This window comes from Streptomyces sp. NPDC043861 (assembly GCF_056435905.1).
The window spans coordinates 83,107-99,739 of sequence record NZ_JBWKDP010000019.1; the positions used below are offsets into that span (position 1 = coordinate 83,107).

Genomic DNA, 16,633 nt, shown 5'->3' on the forward strand with positions numbered 1-16,633 from the left:
CAGGAGAGGACCGGCGCATGTCCGGCCGGGCAGCGTTCCGGCGCCGTCCCGGAGTGTGGCTGCTGGTATCCGTGGTGGCGGCGGTGTCGATGTGCGCCGTGTACTTCGTCGGGATGTTCTCCGGCGGGCATGAGATCGACGAGACGTGCGCGCGGCTGGGCCAGGCGTACGACGAGGCGTACCGGTCGGAGCACTGGGAGGAACCCGGACGCTGGTTCCCGCTCCACAACAAGTGCCATGCGGGGTTCGATCTCGTCCCTGTGTGGGTGAACCCGGCCCTGGTGTGCCTCGCGGCGGTGACGGCGGCCTCCGTGCTGCTGGCTCTGGTCATGGGCGTGGCTCGTGTGGTGAAGACCGTGGAGAGAAGGAAGGGGACTCGAGGGTGAGACCGGAACGGGATGTGTCACGACGGCGGTTCGTCGGCGCGACCGCCGGAGTGGCGGGCGGTGCCGCCCTGTTCGGCATCGCGGGAAGCGGTACGGCTGCGGCCGCGACCGGTGCCACCGGTGGTGCTCAGGCATGGCATCGGGGGACGTCCGAGAACGGGTGGCCGGTTCTGGAAGGGGCCAGGTCGCACCGCATCGAGGGCAGCGGCGAGACGGTGGCCCTCGCCGAGGGGGACGCGGCGGTGATCCTTCTGCATGTGGCCCGCCGGTTCCACTACGAGATCGACCGGCTCCGCGAGGGGGATGTGACCGGGTACCGGGCGCTTCGCGAGGTGGGGGAGAGGTACGAGTCCAACCACCTGTCGGGGACGGCCATCGCGATCCGCGAGACCGGCTATCCGCTCGGGGCGAAGGGCGGTCTGTATCCGCACGAACTGGTGGTGGTGCGGGACATCCTCGCCGAACTGAACGGCGCGGTGGTGTGGGGCGGCGACGAGAAGAAGCCGAAGGAGTCCCACTTCCACATCGCGCTGCTGCCCGGACACCCGAAGATCAAGGGCGTGGCGAACAAGATCCGTTCCTGGAACGGCACTCCGGGCGAGGGAGCGGGTTCCGTGGACGCCTTCGACCCGTCGCGTCGCAGGGCCGCGATCGCGTTCCGGAAGCGGTCCGCCTGAGAGCGGTCCCGCAATCGCTGTGGTCAGGGACCGCGGCTGCCGCCAAACGCCCGGGGATCCGCGTCGCACGGCCAACGGTCGGCTACCGCTGGAAGAGATGGCGTCCCACGTCCTCCGGCACCCGCTCGCGCACCGGGACGCTCTCCGGCCCGGGGCGGCGGGCGCCGGGAATGGGCACATGGCGGACACGGTGGAGAAGTACGGCCCCGTCCCGGCGCCACACCTGCGCGTAGCCGTGCTCCAACAGCAGGTCGATGCGCTGCCGTTGCTCGGCGACCTCGGCGAAAGGGAAGACACGTTCGGTCTCGCGCATCAGCACCCAGTCGGCGCCCCGGGGAGCGGCGTCGGCGATGACGACGTCGGTACGGGCGGTCAGCCGGGGCGCGACGTTGTTGTCCGCCTCGACGGTCGCGCCGTCCGGAATGAGCTTGGCCGCCTCGGCCAGCGCGTGTTTGTCCGGGGAGGGCTTCCAGGAGCCCGGAACGACGAGGACGCCCGTGCCGGGGAAGACCGCGGCCGCCGAACTGAGGGCGATCGCCGCAATCGTGAGTCCCCTCGTGAGCCCGCGGCGAGCTGATCCCGCCCGGTGGGTCCTGGCAAGGGCCTCCAGTGCCGCGGTCAGCAGGATCGGCCACAGGAAGGCGTCGTAGTGGTTTATCGCCAGCCAGTGGTTGGGGTTGTCGGACAGAACCCGTTCCGCGAGCAGGGGAGCCGCCAGGAGAAGAGTGGGGGAGCCCAGTGGCAGAAAGGCCAGGCTGCCGAGCACCCATGCCAGGAGGGCCACCTTTATCAGCGGGCTGGACGCCACATGCAGCACCACCCACGGCTCGGTGACCATCCGGACCAGGACGTCGCCCGCGTCCGCCCCCAGCCGGCCGTAGGACCAGTAGTAGCCCGGAGGGCTGCCCATCGCCGGCAGGAACCACATGATCACCACGGCGGATATCAGCGGCCCTGCCACGACCATCGCCACCCCGATCGCCCGGCCCGTGCGATGGCGCTCGCGATGGGCGCGTATCGCCAGCAGAAGCCCGAAGGCCCCGGCCACCAGCCCCAGATCCTCCTTGACGGTGCACAGGAGGGCCGCCCATAGCGCCGCCGCGCCATAGCGGCGGGCCAGACCGCGCTCGAGCATCAGCAGTGTGATCGGCACGGCGAAGGCCACCTCGTGGAAGCCCGTGTACGCGGCGTTCGACAAGGGCCAGCCCAGCGCGTACACGAGCCCCGCTCCGTCCTGCGCGCGGCGCACGGTCTCCGGGGCCGTACCGGCGAAGCAGTGCCGGGCAATGCGGCGGACCACGGGCACCCCGGCCGCGAACAGGGCGGCCTGGGCGATGACGAGGACCCGCGGGTCGTCCCATGTCCAGTAGAGCGGTGTCAGCAGCACCAGTACCGGTGAGAAATGGTCGCCCAACAGCGAGAAGTGCGGCGGGAATTCGTGGTGGACGCTCTTGATCGGCGACCTGGGGAGCTCGAAGTGCGCGTAGGCCCGAAGGGCTTGGTCGAAGATCCCGAGGTCGAATCCGGCCACGCGCAGCGCGACCCAGGACTGCAGCCCCACCCCGCAGCACACCAGGAAGCACAGCACCGTCAGTGCCCCGCCCCGCCGGCCGTGCGCGTTCCTCGGCGCGCGAGCCGGTGCGTCCGTCCGGGCCGCTGTCTCCGTCCGGGCCGCTGTGCCCGGCCGGGCGGGCGTGCCCGGCGGGACCGTCGGCGCCGCCGACTCGTTCCGAGGATGCGGCAGATGAACAGAGCCCTGGGTCTGTATCTGGCGCGATCGAAAACTCATGCGGCAGACGCTAAGGGGTGGAGGTCCACCAGGTCACCGCGTGGTGATCACAGATTTGCGGAGAGTTGCATTCCATTCCTGGTGCTGCTCGCCGGGTGCACCGCTCGAGCCTCCGGGTGCACCGCTCGAGCCTCCGGGTGGGATCGGATGCACGCGTCCCGGGCGTCACCCGCAGGCTGCCACTGACCGGCGACAGCCAATTGGCGAGAATGATCTGCATGAAACTGCGCTGCGCTGTGCTCGACGATTTCCAGTCCGTCGCGACCACCGTCGCCGACTGGTCGCCCGTGACCGACGAGGTCGATGTCGTCACCTTTGCCGAACACTTCACCGGCGAGGACGAACTCGCCGAGGCCCTGGCCGACTTCGACATCGTCGTCACCCTCCGTGAGCGGGTTCCCTTCCCCGCCACCCTGTTCGACCGGCTGCCCCGTCTGAAGCTCCTGGTCGCATCGGGAATGCGCAACTCCGTCATCGACTTCGCAGCAGCCGAGCGGCACGGGATCACCGTCTCCGGCACGGCCAGTTCCGCCACACCGCCCGTCGAGCTGACCTGGGCGCTGCTGCTCGGTCTCGCCCGCGGGATCGTCCCCGAGTCCAACGCGCTGCGCGACGGCGGCCCCTGGCAGTCCACCGTAGGCGCCGATCTGCACGGCCGCCGCCTCGGCCTGCTCGGCCTCGGGAAGATCGGCAGCCGGGTCGCCCGCGTCGGCCTCGCCTTCGGCATGGATGTCGTGGCCTGGAGCCAGAACCTCACCGAGGAGCGCGCCGAAGAGGTCGGCACCGGCCTTGCCGCCTCCAAGGAGGAGCTGCTGGAGACCAGCGACTTCGTCTCCGTGCACCTGGCGCTGAGCGACCGCACCCGTGGCCTGCTGGGTGCCGCGGAGCTGGGGCTGATGCAGCCGACGAGCTATCTGGTCAACACCTCACGGGCGGCCATCGTCGACCAGGACGCCCTCGTCGCCGCACTCCACAACGGCACCATCGCAGGTGCGGGCATCGACGTCTTCGACATCGAACCGCTCCCGGCCGGCCATCCGATGCGCACCGCCCCGCGTCTGCTGGCGACCCCGCACCTCGGCTATGTGTCCCGCGCCAACTACGCGACGTACTACAGCCAGGCCGTCGAGGACATCCGGGCCTTTCTCGCGGGAGTGCCCGTTCGCCGACTCGGCTGACCCGGGGAGGGGCCGGGGCCCTGGTGCCGGCGCGCGCAGTGGCGTCTGCACCGGGCCCGGAGCAGACGCCGGCCGGCGTCTGCCGCGAACACCGGTGGAGGGCACGTCACTTGGCGTCGGAGTACCGCTCCACCACCGCTGTCGTGAACGGGAACCGCACCGGTGTGTCGCCGAACGCGATGCGCCCCGCCAGCTCCCCGGCCGCGCGGATCGCTTCGGCGACCGCCTCCGCCTCCGGTGCCGGGCAGTGCACGATCACCTCGTCGTGCTGGAAGAAGACCAGCTCCGCCTCCATGCCGGCGGTCGCTCTGCGCAGTGCGGCGAGCATCAGCAGCGCCCAGTCCGCGGCGCTGCCCTGGACCACGAAGTTACGGGTGAAACGGCCGCGGGCCCGGGCGTTCGTCGACGCGTAACCGGGCACGAACCCGTCCTGGACGGCCTCGTCGTCCGCACCGCCCGGCTGGGGGATGCCCGCCTCGTCGTCCTCGCCCGCGCCGACCGCCGGGGGGCTGGTGCGGCCCAGCCAGGTGCGGACGAGCCTGCCCTCCTCGCCCGCGCGGGCGGCGTCGTCCACATAGGCCACCGCGAGCGGGAAGCGGCGGCGCAGGGCGGCGAGGTTCTTCAGACCGTCGCCGCTGGTCTGGCCGTAGATCGCGCCGAGCAGCGCGAGCTTGGCGTGGGCGCGGTCGCCGGAGAACGCCCGGTCGGACAGCCGCGTGTACAGATCGCCGGCGTGGCCCGCGACCTCCATCAGGCCCGGATCGCGGGAGATCGCGGCCAGCACCCGCGGCTCCATCTGGTCGGCGTCCGCGACGACAAGCCGCCAGCCGGGGTCGGCGACGACCGCCCGCCGGATGACCTTGGGGATCTGCAGTGCCCCTCCGCCGTTGGTCGTCCACCGGCCGGAGACCGTGCCGCCCGGCAGATACTCGGGCCGGAAGCGCCCGTCCCTGACCCAGTCCTGGAGCCAGCTCCAGCCGTGGGCCGTCCAGATCCGGTACAGCTTCTTGTACTGGATCAGCGGCTCGACCGCCGGGTGGTCGATCTCCTCCAGCTCCCAGCGCCGGGTCGAGCGGACCTTGATGCCGGCCTGCGCGAACGCCTTCACCACGTCCGCCGGAAGATCGGGCCGTACGCGCCGTCCGAACGCCGCCGACACCTCGTCCGCCAGTTCGGCGAGGCGGCGCGGCTCGCCCCCGCCGGCGTACCGCTCACCGAGCAACTCGTGCAGCACCTCCCGGTGGACGTCCGCGCGCCACGGGAGCCCCGCCCTGTTCATCTCGGCGGCCACCAGCATCCCGGCCGACTCGGCCGCGGTCAGCAGCCGCATCCGGCCGGGGTGTTCGGCGGCCTCGTGTCTTCGCTGCTGTTCGGCATAGACCTGCAGCAGGCCGTCGAAGGGGACGGGCACCGGCTGCGGCTCGAACAGTGAGGACTGCGAGCCCGGTTCGGCGGACCGCTGCGGTGGATCTGGCGGCACGGGCGCGTGGCGCAGCCGTGCCCAGGCGGCCGCCGCCGACCGGGGCTCGCCGAGCCGGCCCTCGTGCCCGAGGAGGAGCAGCTCGGCGTTCTCCAGGTCGTAGCACCGCTCGACCCGGACGCCGGCGGCGAGTAGCCGTGGATGGATCTCGGCGGTGGACCGCCACACCCACCGCCCGTCCCGTCCGACCTCGGGCCGTGACCGGACCGCCTCGACGAGATCCGGCTCGGCCAGCACGGGAGCGGTGGGCAGCCCGTCCGGGCCGAGGGGTACGAGCAGCGCCCCACCCCCCTCGGCCGGGGCCAGGGCCCACCGTTCGGTCATGGGGCGAGTCTGGCACCGGCCACTGACATCGGCCCGTACGCGAACCGGGCAGGTCGGACGAGGGCGCCCGTGCGGCGCGCGGCTGCCGTCGCGGGCACCTCGTACCGCCGTGGCGGGTGCGTCAGGCCGCTGCGTGGAACAGTGCTGCCGCCTCGCCCCGCGAGCCCACGCCCAGCTTGGTCAGGATGTTCGCCACGTGGAACTTCACTGTGGACTCGCTGATGTGCAGGTCCTGGGCGATGACGCGGTTGCGGTGGCCCAGTGCCAAGTGGGTCAGCACCTCGACCTCGCGGGCGCCCAGCGCGGTGAGCGGGTCGGGGGCGGGCGTCGTCGAGACCTCGAGGGGAATGGTCGCGGTGACCGTCGTGCCCCAGCCCGGCACCGCGTCCAGGTCCAGGCGCCCACCCAGCACGTCCAGGCGTTCGACGACCCGGCCCGGGGCCAGTGCCCCGGGTGTCAGGGCGCCGGGGCCGTCGTCCCGTACCGTCGCCCGCAACTCCCGGTCGGTCAGCTGCCAGCCGACATGCACACGCGTCAGCCCCTCCTGCTCCAGCACGGTCAGCAGTACCGCCCGGACCACCGCCCGCGCGGTGTGCGCCACATCGGCGGCCAGGTTCCTGGAGGTCTCCGGCTCCGCCAGTTCCAGGCGGACGGGGCTGTAGCGCACCAACGGCTTCAACGAGGCGGTCAGCCGGGCGAAGGCCTGGCCTGCCGGCTCCTCCGCGATTTCCTGGTCGCGTTCGGCCTCGGCGCGCAGCTCGACCAGGGCGGTCACAGCCAGATCGGTGGCTGCGGCGCGGGCGGCGCCGTCACCGAGACTGCGGCTGCGCAGCACTCCCAGCAGGCCGGTCAGTGAGGCGGCATGCGCCTCGCCGAGCTCCGAGATGACCCGGGCGCGGGTTTGGGCCGCTGTCCTGGACCGGGCCAGTGCGCCGGGCACGGCCTCCGCGGAGAGCCGCTCGAAGTGGCTGGTCACCAGGTCCCACATGGCCTGGACGACCGCGGCGGCCGCCGCGTCGACGGGGGTGTCGTCCTCCCTGACCAGCACCAGCACCGCACCCCGCGGGGTCGCGTCGCTGGTGACCGCGAACAGCGGCCGTTCGGCCCCGGCGAAGGCGGCGGTCCCCTGCCAGGGCCGTCCGGCGATGCCGGAGGCGAGCAGCGGAGCCAGGTCGGCGGTGGTCGTCCGGTCCGCGATCTCCGGCTCCCCATGGGTCTTGAGCGGGGAGTGCGCACAGTGCGTGGACAGCTCGGCCGCCGCACGGTGCGGGACCGGTCCGGACAGCACGGACGACAGCCGGGGCAGGATCTCGCCCAGCGGCTGCCGTATGACGTCGTAGGCGGTGGTCAGTGCGGGGACGGGTCCGGTGAGGTCCATACGGATCAGCGTATTCGGGCGGGCCGGACAGGTGCCCGGTCTTTCGGCCAGGGCGGACTGTCCCAAAGACGGGCCGGATCGGGCGGGCCGCCGGACGAGGCTGGAGCCGTCAGAGAAAGATCCCGGTCACAGGGAGTCCGGCATGGAAGCCACGAAGGTCACTGAAGCCACGGGAACGAAGGACGGCGCCGAAACGAAGAACGGTGCGGAAACGGCGGACGCCACGAAAGCGACCGGCATGGCAACGAGTGCCACGGGTGCGGGGGCGACGGCCGGAGTGATGGAAGCGATCGTGTACGAGGAGTTCGGCGGCCCCGAGGTGCTGCGGCACACCAGGACCCCGAAGCCCGAGCCGGCCCCCGGCGAAGTGCGCGTCAGGGTCGTCGCGGTCGGCGTCAATCCCCTTGACCACAAGCGTCGCCACGGCTGGGTGGAGCAGCACTACCCCACGACCTTCCCCGCGGTACCCGGCCTGGAGTTCGCCGGCATCGTGGACGCGATCGGCGACGGCATCACCACTGCCGCCGTCGGGGACGAGGTCCTCGGCTGGACGAGGACCGGCGCGTACGCCCAGTACGCCATTGCCGGTGACATCGTGCCCAAGCCCGCCGGGCTGTCCTGGGAGTCGGCCGCCTCTCTGCCCGTCGCGGGCGAGACCGCCCAGCGCGTCCTCGACGGTCTCGGCCTCCGGGCGGGCGAGACGCTGCTGCTGCACGGCGCCGCGGGTGCGGTCGGCTCGGTCGCGGTCCAGTTGGCGGTGGCGCTCGGCGCGACCGTCGTCGGCACGGCGTCCCCCGGCAACCACGACTATCTGCGTGAGCTCGGCGCGATCCCGGTGGAGTACGGGGAGAAGCTGGTCGAACAGGTCCGCGCCGCCGCTCCCCGAGGGGTCGATGCGGTCTTCGACGCGGCGGGGAAGGGCGCTCTGCCTGCATCGATCGAGCTGCGCGGCGGCACGACCGACCGGATCATCACCATCGCCGACATGAACGCGGCCGACCACGGTGTGCCCTTCTCGGCAGGTGGGACACCTCCGGAGCGGGTCCGGGCGGGGCTTGCGGAGCAGGCCCGGCTCGCCGTCGACGGCCGTCTGGAGATTCCGGTCGCCGGGATCTTCACGCTCGCGGAGGCCGCGAAGGCCCAGGAGCTCAGCGAGACGGGCCATGTGCGGGGCAAACTGATCATCAAGCCGTGAGCCGGCGCACCACCCTGGCCGGATTCCCCACCGCCAGCACACCCGGCGGCAGATCCTTCGTGACCACGGCGCCCGCCCCGACCACCGTGTTCTCGCCGATGGTGACTCCCGGGCAGACGATCACCCCGCCGCCCAGCCACACGTTGTCGCCGATAGTGATCGGTTCACCCCTCTCCCAGCCCTCGCGTCGCCGCTCGGGGTCCAGCTCATGGGTGGGGGTGAGCAGTTGGACGTTCGGCCCGATCTGGACGTCCTGGCCGATCGTGATCGGGGCGACGTCGAGGAAGACGGCACCGAAGTTGACGAACGTGCCGGTGCCGATGCTGATGTACCTGCCGAAATCGCATTGGAACGGCGGCCGGACACGGACGTCGTCGCCCACCGAGCCGAGAAGCTCGGCCAGGATCCCGGCCCGGTCGGCGGGTGCGGCACCGCCATTGGCGTTGTAGGCGGCACAGAGCGCGAAGCGGCGTTCCGTGTCGGCGGCGAGTTCGGGGTCGTGGGGCAGGTACCAGTCACCGGCCAGCATGCGCTGCTTGTTCTCACCCATGACGCCACGGTACGGCGGCGGTTGAGCGCTCGGGTCCACCGCGGCTGCATGGACGGGCGGAGGACCGGGTGGGCTCGGGGGGAGGGGCGCGGAACCCCCGACGGGGTGGTCCCGGCGGCGGGGGACGGGTGCCGACGACGGCGCGGCTCGGGCGGGGTGCCCGTGCGGCGGCGGGTGCCCCGGCCGGGCCAAGGCCCCGTACCCCCCTTTTCCGGGCGCCGGGCGGGCCTCAAGGGTGCGCAGCAGTTCGATATCCACAGGCTGTGGACGAAATGGCGCCGGGACACCCGCGGCACCCGGCCCGACGTGCACCGGATGTCCGGCCCCGGCGTCCGGCCGCCGGGACCGGACGGCCGGACGGTCGCGTAGGCTCCATCGACGTGAATGTGGTGGAGCGAGCGCTCGGCGGTGCGCTGTACGCCGATGACGACGACGCGCTCGACACCGGTGCGTCCCTGCTGGCCTCCGACCCCGCTGCGGACGCGGAACTGATGCGGCGCGGCGAGGAACTCGTGCGCAGGGCCTGGGAACGCGGCTGGCAGCCCGCCGATGTCGTGAGGATCGTCCGACGCGACCTCGGCGAGGTGCACATACGACTGGCCGCCGGGCTGATCACGCGCGAGACGCGGCGGTACGGGCAGGATCTGCCGCCGCGCTGGGCTGCTCAGCTGGCGGGGCTGCCCGCAGCCGGGCCCGTGCGGCCCGCGGACCGGTTCTCCTGGGCTACCGCCCTGCTGGAGCTCTACCGGCTGCTCGTGCGGCTCCCCGCGATCGAACCCGTCGGCCCGGTACCCGGATCGCCGGTGCACCTGCCGCCGCCCGTACGGGGGGACGAGCCCCGCATGCTGGTCAGGATCCGTGGACTCCTCGCCAAGGCGGAAGCCACCGACTACCCCGAGGAGGCGGAGGCGCTCACCGCGAAGGCCCAGGAGCTGATGGCGCGGCACAGCATCGACGAGGCGTTGCTCGCGGCGCGAACCCAGCGTGCGGACGTGCCCGTCGCCTGCCGGATCGGTGTCGACGCGCCGTACGAGGAGGCCAAGGCGATCCTCCTCGACGCCGTCGCCTCGGCGAACCGCTGCCGTGCGGTCTGGAACAGCGCGCTCGGTTTCTCCACGGTGGTGGGCTTCGGGCCGGACCTGGACGCGGTCGAGCTGCTCCACACCTCCCTGCTGGTCCAGGGCACGACCGCGATGACCCGCGCGGAGGCGTCCCAGCGTGCCGCGGGCCGCAAGCGCACCAAGACCTTCCGCCAGTCGTTCCTCCTGGCCTACGCGGACCGCATCGGCACCCGGCTCACCGAGGCCGCGTCACACGCCACGGAGGAGGCGGGTACGGGTGATCTGCTCCCCGTCCTCGCGGTCCGGGACGTGGCGGTCACGGACCACGCGGACCGGCTCTTCCCGGAGACGGTCAGGACCCGGGTCCGCGGCGCCACCGATGCGGCGGGCTGGCACCACGGCACCACCGCCGCCGACACGGCCCGGATGCCGGCACACGGCCGCCGCGACGAGCTACGGCCCGGATCGGACACCGAGGGAAGAGGCGAGTAGCGCCTCCGAGGGCGGTCGTGCAGTCCTCGGCGGGAGGCGCCGACCATGCGATCACCGGCGTCCGTGCCGCCGGGTGAGGGCGAGGCCCGGCCGCCGCGCCGGTGAGGAACCGGACGCGACCGACGGCTGAGACGTGCCTCCGCCTCGCTCATGCCGGGGCCGGACCCTCCGTCAGGCCACGGCGGCATCGAGAAGGGGTGGCTGCCTCGCGGCGGCTGCCACCCCCTGGTCGTCACGGCCGGCCCTTGGTCGTCATGGCCGTGACGAGGAGCGCGGCTGTCGGCGGTTCACCCGGTCACGAGGTGGGGAGCGTTGTCGGCAGCTCCGTCGGAAGGTCGGCCGGGAGGCCGGAGGGGAACCCCGACCCCGGTTCCGTCTTCATCAGGGTGTCCTTCGCGCCGGAGGACCAGGACACGACCACGGTCTTCCCGTCGCTGGATTCGACCGTCCCGGAGGTGCGCTCGGTGTCGCCGTCCGTGCACTTCAGGGACAGCGTCACCTTCTCCGCTTCCTTGACCTGGCCGTTGCAGACGCGCTGACCGGCGATCACTGTGGCGTGGCCGCCGGTGACCGAAAGGGCGACGACCTTTCCGTCGCTCTGTGCGGCCCAGGTGCCCTCGATGTCCCCGGCCCCGGGCCCCTCGGAGCTCCCGCCGGTCCCGCCGCCGGTCGCCGCGCTCGGCGTGGCCGACGGCTTTCCGCGGTTCTTGTCCGCGTCGCCGCCGCTGCCGCAGCCCGTCAGTACGAGTGCGGCGACGAGACCCGCTGCGGCAAATCCGGTGCGTGCGATCTTGTGCACGATCATGTCCCCCTGGTCGCTTGCAAGACCGCGCCAAGCTATCAGCCCGCTACCAGGAGGACTTGGTCACTCCGGGGAGGAACGCCGCGTGTACCTGCTCCCGCAATCGCACCCGTGACAGCCCGAACTTCCTGACACGGCAGCGTGGCCGGCTGTCGGTCGTGTCCCCGCGGACTCGCGTCGCGCTCGCGTCACGCGGCTGACGTCGCAGTTCGGCCCGGCCGTGCGCCGCTGCGCCTCCGGTGTGCCGGGTCGGCGGACGAGTGCCTTCGGTTCCGCGAGCCGCGCGGTGTATCGCTCCACGGCTCCCCTGCGTCGTTCGTTCCGCGCGACCGTGCTCTTCTTCGCCATCGGATTTTCACCCCGTGGGCACGGATCCTGGCCACCGCGGCCGCACCTCGAGGTCCCCCGGAAGGCCAGTCGCATGTCCGGCGAACGCTCCGTCAGCAGGCGTATGCCGAGCTCCGAAGCGGGTCGGCCGACAGGGCCTCTCGTATGGATCTTGCCGGGCTCGCGTGCCCCGGCACGCACGCTCGCCGCGTTGTCGTCGGTCGCCCACGCTCCGCGTGGGCTCCTTCCTCCGCCTTGCGATCGCACGCACCGGACCCCGCTCATTGATCCAGCCTGATCCAAACGAAAGACCCAAGGCGGCCGTGCACGGAGGCGCGCCGGAATCCCAGGAGGGGGTCCCGGGCTGCCGAGACCCGGACAGAGGTCTTCCAACGGGAGCGGATGCGCCGAGCCCACCGGGCCGGCGGTGGCCCGCATTCCGTATTTCTCCGGCCGAATTGCCCGGACGAGGGAGCCGGAGAGCCGTGGAACGCGTCTCTTTCTCGTGCACGGGGGTTGCGGTCCGGGACGGCCCACCCTGCGGGGGCGTTGCACACGATCTCCTGAGGGGTCAGCGGGGCTGTAACCACCGCACCACCGCTCGTGCACGTGCATCTGCTCATGCATTCGCATATGAACACAGCTATGATCCGAGACAGTTGACACTTGCACCTTGTAACTCGGGGAGCGTCCTGTGCACGACGTGTACAACGGCATGGCGGCCACAGAGCTTCACGGAGTCGTCTGGCAGAAGAGCCGCCACAGCAATTCGCAGGGTTCCTGCGTGGAGTTCGCGAAGCTGCCGGGCGGGGAGGTCGCTGTGCGCAACTCGCGCTATCCGGACGGGCCGGCGCTCGTCTACACGCCGGCCGAGATAGAGGCGCTGCTGCTGGGCGTGAAGGACGGAGAGTTCGACCATCTGGTCGGCGGCCGGCCCGCAGGCGCCCGGTGACTCCCCGCGCGCCGTGACCCGGCCGACGTCGGGCTGTCCCGCCGGGAGTTGACGCGCGTAGTTCCCGGGGGTGCAGCGTGTGGCCCCTGCGGACAGGACGTGGCCGTTGCAAGGGCTCGCTCGTGCGACGTCAGTCGTGCTTCTCGCCCGCCGGCAGCCGGAACAGTGCCCAGACCACCTTCCCGGTCAGCGGCCCTGCCAGCGGATGCCAGCCCCAGCTGTCGCTGAAGGAGTCGACGAGGAACAGACCACGGCCGCATTCGGCCGAGTCCTCCGCCTCGGACGCCACGGGGCTCTCCCGGCTGGGATCGCGCACCGCGCACACCAGTCGTCCCGTCCAGCGCATCAGATGCAGGCGCACGGGCTGCTCCGGCTCGCCGTCGCGCGGGGCGTTCGCGGGCAGGGCGTGACGCAGTGCGTTGGTGACGAGTTCGGAGACGACGAGTGCCACATCGTCGAAGCGGTCGCTCAGATCCCACTGGGTCAGCGTTCTGCTCGTGAACTTCCGCGCGCCGCGTACGGCTTCGTAACGGGAGGGCAGGGCGCAGGAGGCGGAGCTGGAGACGGCCGCGGGATCGATAGGCGGAAGCCCCTGCCGTAACGGCTCGAGCATGGTCGATCCATTCGTCCCCATGCGAGGCACTCCCGGGAATCGCGGCTGTGACGCTACAACACGAACGAGTACGCAGGTGCGCGGGGTCCATGGTTCCGAATGAGGTAGGCAGATGCAAGGGCAGATGCACGTGCACGCGCCCGGCCTGTCCACCCCCGTGGTGATTGACGCTCTTTTCTCCCCCAGGGCTTCTTTCACGCCCTTCCCGATCGCCTCCCATTTCCGTAATCGATTGAGTACGGGGCGAAGCGTTTTGGTGGCAGAATCCGGGGCTCGGGGTTCGGGGGTGCTCCGTGACACCGAGGCGATGGGAGGGCCGGAGACGTGAGCGCAGGGGAGTCGTGGGGGTACCCCCAGGCCGAGGGCTCTGGCGGAGGTTCCGTGGTGCGGCGCATCCTGCTGGGCTCGCAGCTGAGGCGGCTTCGCGAATCGCGCGGCATCACCCGCGAGGCGGCCGGCTACTCGATCCGTGCATCCGAATCCAAGATCAGCCGTATGGAGTTGGGAAGGGTGAGCTTCAAGGCAAGGGACGTCGAGGACCTCCTCACGCTGTACGGCGTCACGGAGGACGCGGAGCGCGACTCGCTGCTCGCCCTGGCCCGGGAGGCCAATGTGGCGGGCTGGTGGCACAGCTTCGGCGATGTGCTGCCCGGCTGGTTCCAGACGTACATCGGCCTGGAGGGCGCCGCCTCCCTCATCCGGATCTATGAAGTCCAGTTCGTTCACGGCCTGCTCCAGACCGAGGCGTACGCACACGCCGTCGTCTCCCGCGGGATGCCCGGGGCCCCGAGCGCCGAGATCGACCGCCGGGTCGCGCTGCGCCTGGAACGCCAGAAGGCGCTCGTCTCCGAGCGGGCCCCGCGTTTCCATGCGGTACTGGACGAGGCAGCGCTGCGCAGGCCCTACGGTGACCGGTCGGTGATGCAGGGGCAGCTGAGGCATCTGATCGAGATCTCCGAGCAGTCGAACGTCACCCTTCAGGTGATGCCGTTCAGCTTCGGCGGCCATGCGGGAGAGTCCGGGGCGTTCACGATGCTCCGCTTCCCCGAGTCGGACCTCTCCGATCTCGTCTATCTGGAGCAGCTGACCAGCGCGCTGTATCTCGACAAGCGCGAAGAGGTCGCCCAGTACGAACGGGTGATGAAGCGGCTGCAGGGTGATTCGCCGGGACCCGAGGAGAGCCGGGACCTCCTCCGCGGCCTGCTCCAACTTACGTAAGACGACAGTACGATGACACGCCATCAGGGGTCTGCACCGTTTGCGCCTGCAGTAAGGGATCGAATGTCCTTCTTCACCGACCTGGCCCACCAGTACATCGACGGCGAGTGGCGGACCGGCAGTGGCTCGTGGGACATCATCGATTTCAATCCGTACAACGGCGAGAAACTGGCGGCTGTCACCGTCGCCACGGTCGCGGAGGTCGACCAGGCGTACCGCGCGGCCGAGCGGGCGCAGCGGCCCTGGGCGGCGACCAGTCCGTACACCCGCAGAATCGTCCTGGAGCGTGCGCTGCGCATAGTGGACGAGCGCGAGGACGAGATAGCCGAGGCCATCACCGAGGAGCTCGGCGGGACCCGGCTCAAGGCGGGCTACGAGATCCGTCTCGCCAAGGAGTTCCTGCGCGAGGCGATACAGCTGGCGGTGCGTCCGGAGGGCCGGATCCTGCCCTCCCTGGTGGACGGCAAGGAGAACCGCGTCTACCGGCTGCCCGTCGGCGTCATCGGTGTGATCACGCCGTACAACTTCCCCTTCCTCGTGACCCTGAAGTCCGTGGCACCGGCGCTGGCGCTCGGCAATGCCGTGGTCATCAAGCCCAACCAGAACACCCCGGTGGTCGGGGGCGGGCTGATCGCGAAGATCTTCGAGGACGCGGGGCTGCCGCCCGGACTGCTCAACGTCCTGGTCACGGACATCGCCGAGATCGGTGACGCCCTCATAGAGCATCCCGTCCCCAAGGTGATCTCGTTCGCCGGCTCGGACCGTGTGGGTCGTCATGTGGGTGCGGTCGCCGGCAGCAACTTCAAGCGGACGATCCTGGAGCTGAGCGGCAACGGCGCGCTGGTCGTCCTGGACGACGCCGATGTCGACCATGCCGTCGACGCCGCGGTCTTCAGCCGGTTCGTGTACCAGGGGCAGGTCTGTATGGCCGCCAACCGGATACTCGTCGACCGGTCACTCGAGGCGGAGTTCACCGAGAAGTTCGTCGCGAGGGTGGCGGCGCTGCGCACCGGCGACCCGCGGGACCCCGAGACCCAGATCGGCCCCGTCATCAACAACTTCCAGGCGGAGGCGCTGTCCGGGCTGGTGGACCAGGCGGTGGCGGACGGTGCCACGGCGCTGGTCCGTGGCCGCACCCGCGGCAATCTGGTGGAGCCGACCGTCCTCGCCGGGCTCCCCGAGGACTCGCCTCTGCTGCGGCAGGAGATCTTCGGCCCGGTGGCACTTCTGGCCTCGTTCGACGGCGAGGACGAGGCCGTGCGGACCACCAACGACAGTCCGTACGGCCTCAGCGGCGCGGTGCACACGCGCGATGTGGAGCGGGGTGTGCGGTTCGCCCAGCGCATCGAGAGCGGCATGTTTCACGTCAACGACTCGACGATCCAGGACGAGCCCCTGGTGGCCTTCGGCGGGGAGAAGCTCTCCGGGCTCGGGCGGCTCGGCGGCGATGCGACGGTGGAGGCGTTCACCACCCAGAAGTGGATCTCGGTGCAGCACGGCCGGACCCGCTATCCGCTGTGAGTTCTGCTTGAGGACAGAAGCTGTCCGCAAGGGGCCGTAGTTTGTGAGGTGTCGGGAGAACCCACCTCACGAAGGGTGCACATGATGGTCACTCACGTTCCTGCGGAGAGTCACGGCGACGAGCGCGGAGCCCTGCTGAACTTCGTCGAGGCGCAGCGTGGGGCTGTCCGCCGTTCCGTGCTCGGGCTCACCGAGGAGCAGGCGGCACGCCGCCCCAGCGCCAGTGAGCTGTCCCTGTCCGGTCTGCTGAAGCATGTCGCCGAGGGCGAGCTGAACTGGCTGCGGCTCGCACAGCAGAAGCAGAGCGAGCGGCAGCGCACGGAGGTGACCTGGAGCGAGGGCTTCCGGCTCGTCGGGGACGAGACGATCCCGGGCGTGCTGGCCTTCTGGGACGCGGTGGCCAAGGAGACCGAGGAGTTCATCCGCTCGGTGCCCAGCATGGACGAGACCTTCCCGTTGCCCGACTCACCCTGGTTCCCGAAGGACGGACGGGTGTCCATGCGCTGGCTGATGCTGCACCTGATCGAGGAGATCGGCCGGCACGCGGGGCACGCGGACATTGTCCGGGAGTCGCTCGACGGCAGGAACGCGTTCGATCTGGTGGCCGAGGAGAGCGGCTAGTGCTGTGACCGGATGGGTTCACCGGCTCGCGACGCCCTGCACGGGACTAGGTCCTGTCCTGGCGGACTG

At 71.1% G+C, this 16,633-nt stretch carries 15 protein-coding genes and 1 pseudogene; 9 read left to right on the forward strand and 7 right to left on the reverse strand.

Annotated elements, in window-relative coordinates; translation table 11 throughout:
• Positions 1-17 precede the first annotated feature (17 nt).
• Both AC068D_RS32620 and AC068D_RS32625 read left to right on the forward strand, forming a co-directional pair.
• The gene (locus AC068D_RS32620; RefSeq protein ID WP_478826739.1) at positions 18-386 is read left to right on the forward strand and encodes a hypothetical protein; all 369 of its coding nucleotides are present in this window, start codon (positions 18-20) and stop codon (positions 384-386) included.
• The gene (locus tag AC068D_RS32625; protein WP_478826740.1) at positions 383-1,063 is read left to right on the forward strand and encodes a hypothetical protein; all 681 of its coding nucleotides are present in this window, start codon (positions 383-385) and stop codon (positions 1,061-1,063) included. Before AC068D_RS32620 ends, AC068D_RS32625 begins: the two co-directional genes overlap by 4 nt.
• Before the next feature lie 82 nt (positions 1,064-1,145).
• Here the strand turns inward: AC068D_RS32625 and AC068D_RS32630 are convergent, their stop codons facing one another.
• Positions 1,146-2,852, reverse strand: a complete 1,707-nt coding sequence (locus AC068D_RS32630) for a DUF2079 domain-containing protein (protein ID WP_478826741.1) — start codon at positions 2,850-2,852, stop codon at positions 1,146-1,148.
• 218 nt (positions 2,853-3,070) lie between these two features.
• Between AC068D_RS32630 and AC068D_RS32635 the strand changes: the two genes are divergently transcribed.
• A complete protein-coding gene (locus AC068D_RS32635) occupies positions 3,071-4,030 on the forward strand; it encodes a D-2-hydroxyacid dehydrogenase family protein (protein WP_478826742.1) in 960 nt (319 codons plus the stop codon).
• A gap of 106 nt (positions 4,031-4,136) precedes the next feature.
• Here AC068D_RS32635 and AC068D_RS32640 read toward each other — a convergent pair whose 3' ends face one another.
• Both AC068D_RS32640 and AC068D_RS32645 read right to left on the reverse strand, forming a co-directional pair.
• On the reverse strand, positions 4,137-5,834 hold the full coding sequence (locus tag AC068D_RS32640) for a bifunctional 3'-5' exonuclease/DNA polymerase (RefSeq protein ID WP_478826743.1): 1,698 nt from the start codon (positions 5,832-5,834) through the stop codon (positions 4,137-4,139).
• A 121-nt stretch (positions 5,835-5,955) separates the two neighbouring features.
• Positions 5,956-7,212 carry a helix-turn-helix transcriptional regulator gene (locus AC068D_RS32645; RefSeq protein WP_478826744.1) on the reverse strand — a complete coding sequence of 419 codons (1,257 nt, stop codon included), beginning with the start codon at positions 7,210-7,212 and terminating at the stop codon, positions 5,956-5,958.
• 280 nt (positions 7,213-7,492) lie between these two features.
• Here AC068D_RS32645 and AC068D_RS32650 point away from each other — a divergent pair, with 280 nt between their 5' ends.
• Positions 7,493-8,407 (forward strand): NADP-dependent oxidoreductase, encoded by a 915-nt coding sequence (locus AC068D_RS32650; RefSeq protein ID WP_478826827.1) that lies wholly within the window; start codon positions 7,493-7,495, stop codon positions 8,405-8,407.
• Here AC068D_RS32650 and AC068D_RS32655 read toward each other — a convergent pair.
• Positions 8,397-8,957 (reverse strand): sugar O-acetyltransferase, encoded by a 561-nt coding sequence (locus AC068D_RS32655; protein ID WP_478826745.1) that lies wholly within the window; start codon positions 8,955-8,957, stop codon positions 8,397-8,399. The two genes, AC068D_RS32650 and AC068D_RS32655, sit on opposite strands and share 11 nt — an antisense overlap.
• Before the next feature lie 389 nt (positions 8,958-9,346).
• Here AC068D_RS32655 and AC068D_RS32660 point away from each other — a divergent pair, with 389 nt between their 5' ends.
• Complete coding sequence (locus tag AC068D_RS32660) at positions 9,347-10,510, forward strand: DUF2786 domain-containing protein (RefSeq protein ID WP_478826828.1); 1,164 nt, start codon at positions 9,347-9,349, stop codon at positions 10,508-10,510.
• 295 nt (positions 10,511-10,805) lie between these two features.
• Here the strand turns inward: AC068D_RS32660 and AC068D_RS32665 are convergent, their stop codons facing one another.
• On the reverse strand, positions 10,806-11,315 hold the full coding sequence (locus AC068D_RS32665) for a hypothetical protein (protein ID WP_478826746.1): 510 nt from the start codon (positions 11,313-11,315) through the stop codon (positions 10,806-10,808).
• A 43-nt stretch (positions 11,316-11,358) separates the two neighbouring features.
• A pseudogene (rpsN, locus tag AC068D_RS32670) lies at positions 11,359-11,660 on the reverse strand (30S ribosomal protein S14).
• 673 nt (positions 11,661-12,333) lie between these two features.
• On the opposite strand from rpsN, the gene AC068D_RS32675 reads away from it, so the two are divergent.
• Positions 12,334-12,591: a DUF397 domain-containing protein gene (locus AC068D_RS32675; RefSeq protein WP_478826747.1), complete on the forward strand. Its 258-nt coding sequence runs from the start codon at positions 12,334-12,336 to the stop codon at positions 12,589-12,591.
• 130 nt (positions 12,592-12,721) lie between these two features.
• Here AC068D_RS32675 and AC068D_RS32680 read toward each other — a convergent pair whose 3' ends face one another.
• On the reverse strand, positions 12,722-13,225 hold the full coding sequence (locus tag AC068D_RS32680; RefSeq protein ID WP_478826748.1) for an ATP-binding protein: 504 nt from the start codon (positions 13,223-13,225) through the stop codon (positions 12,722-12,724).
• Between the two features lie 363 nt (positions 13,226-13,588).
• On the opposite strand from AC068D_RS32680, the gene AC068D_RS32685 reads away from it, so the two are divergent.
• The 3 genes from AC068D_RS32685 to AC068D_RS32695 all read left to right on the forward strand — a co-directional run bounded on the left by AC068D_RS32685 (position 13,589) and on the right by AC068D_RS32695 (position 16,564).
• A complete protein-coding gene (locus tag AC068D_RS32685) occupies positions 13,589-14,422 on the forward strand; it encodes a helix-turn-helix domain-containing protein (RefSeq protein ID WP_478826829.1) in 834 nt (277 codons plus the stop codon).
• Positions 14,423-14,485: 63 nt separating this feature from the next.
• Positions 14,486-15,943 carry an aldehyde dehydrogenase family protein gene (locus tag AC068D_RS32690; RefSeq protein WP_478826749.1) on the forward strand — a complete coding sequence of 486 codons (1,458 nt, stop codon included), beginning with the start codon at positions 14,486-14,488 and terminating at the stop codon, positions 15,941-15,943.
• 84 nt (positions 15,944-16,027) lie between these two features.
• Positions 16,028-16,564 carry a DinB family protein gene (locus tag AC068D_RS32695; RefSeq protein ID WP_478826830.1) on the forward strand — a complete coding sequence of 179 codons (537 nt, stop codon included), beginning with the start codon at positions 16,028-16,030 and terminating at the stop codon, positions 16,562-16,564.
• The last annotated feature ends 69 nt before the right edge of the window (positions 16,565-16,633 follow it).

Excerpts from the sequence above, each read along its gene's own strand:
- AC068D_RS32655 (WP_478826745.1), bottom strand. The coding sequence starts at position 8,957 with ATGGGTGAGAACAAGCAGCGCATGCTGGCCGGTGACTGGTACCTGCCC.
- AC068D_RS32645 (WP_478826744.1), bottom strand. The coding sequence starts at position 7,212 with ATGGACCTCACCGGACCCGTCCCCGCACTGACCACCGCCTACGACGTC.
- AC068D_RS32650 (WP_478826827.1), top strand. The coding sequence starts at position 7,493 with ATGGAAGCGATCGTGTACGAGGAGTTCGGCGGCCCCGAGGTGCTGCGG.
- AC068D_RS32630 (WP_478826741.1), bottom strand. The coding sequence starts at position 2,852 with ATGAGTTTTCGATCGCGCCAGATACAGACCCAGGGCTCTGTTCATCTG.
- AC068D_RS32620 (WP_478826739.1), top strand. The coding sequence starts at position 18 with ATGTCCGGCCGGGCAGCGTTCCGGCGCCGTCCCGGAGTGTGGCTGCTG.
- AC068D_RS32665 (WP_478826746.1), bottom strand. The coding sequence starts at position 11,315 with ATGATCGTGCACAAGATCGCACGCACCGGATTTGCCGCAGCGGGTCTC.
- AC068D_RS32690 (WP_478826749.1), top strand. The coding sequence starts at position 14,486 with ATGTCCTTCTTCACCGACCTGGCCCACCAGTACATCGACGGCGAGTGG.
- AC068D_RS32640 (WP_478826743.1), bottom strand. The coding sequence starts at position 5,834 with ATGACCGAACGGTGGGCCCTGGCCCCGGCCGAGGGGGGTGGGGCGCTG.
- AC068D_RS32680 (WP_478826748.1), bottom strand. The coding sequence starts at position 13,225 with ATGGGGACGAATGGATCGACCATGCTCGAGCCGTTACGGCAGGGGCTT.
- AC068D_RS32695 (WP_478826830.1), top strand. The coding sequence starts at position 16,028 with ATGGTCACTCACGTTCCTGCGGAGAGTCACGGCGACGAGCGCGGAGCC.
- AC068D_RS32635 (WP_478826742.1), top strand. The coding sequence starts at position 3,071 with ATGAAACTGCGCTGCGCTGTGCTCGACGATTTCCAGTCCGTCGCGACC.